This window comes from Oleiphilus sp. HI0086 (assembly GCF_001635225.1).
The window spans coordinates 1-625 of the sequence record NZ_LWFZ01001526.1 but is presented as its reverse complement, the minus strand read 5'-3'; the positions used below and the strand labels follow the sequence as shown (position 1 = coordinate 625).

2 protein-coding genes are annotated in these 625 nt (G+C 43.2%); both read right to left on the bottom strand.

From position 1 onward, the window contains the following. The coding region (locus tag A3756_RS25670; protein ID WP_156490778.1) for an FAD-binding protein at nucleotides 1-231 on the bottom strand (231 nt) is incomplete at its 3' end. A 3-nt stretch (nucleotides 232-234) separates the two neighbouring features. Next, a complete protein-coding gene (sdhD, locus tag A3756_RS25665) occupies nucleotides 235-582 on the bottom strand; it encodes a succinate dehydrogenase, hydrophobic membrane anchor protein (protein ID WP_068508433.1) in 348 nt (115 codons plus the stop codon). Between the last annotated feature and the right edge of the window lie 43 nt (nucleotides 583-625).

Sequence of the window (625 nt, the reverse complement as noted above, 5' to 3'; positions counted from 1 at the left end):
CCCTTTAACAGTGTCATACATGTGCCAGCGCCAATCATCATTTGGATCCGCACTTGCGATCGCACAAGTTATACCACCTTGAGCAGAAACCGTGTGAGAACGAGTTGGGAATACTTTAGTAATACAAGCTGTTTTGATGCCGGATTCTGTCAATTGAAGTGCTGCGCGCATACCAGCACCGCCACCACCAATAACTATTGCATCATAATTAAGCGTTCTTAATTTAGACATTTCTTACAGCCCCCAAAGAATCTGAACACCCCAGACCACGTAAACGAACATGACCAGGCCACAACCAGCTTGAAAAATAAACCTGAATACCATTGCTTTTAGATAGTCTGTAGACACCGTCCACAAACCGATCCAAGCGTGAGCACCCAAAGATAACAAAGCAAGTAAAGAAAATACTCTGACACAAGTTTGACTAAACAGCTCACTCCACTGCATGTATGTCAAGTCAGGGTTTAGCACTAGATAACCCAGAATAAATACCGTGTAAGCAGCCAACACAACTGCTGTAACACGCTGAATCATCCAATCATAGAGTCCACTACGACCAAAACTAGTAACACTTGCTACCATAACCAAACTCCTGCCAATAAGATAAGTACAACTGACACTGCTA

Bases quoted from the DNA above. Each gene is read 5' to 3' on its own strand.
- sdhD (WP_068508433.1), bottom strand. From the start codon at position 582: ATGGTAGCAAGTGTTACTAGTTTTGGTCGTAGTGGACTCTATGATTGG.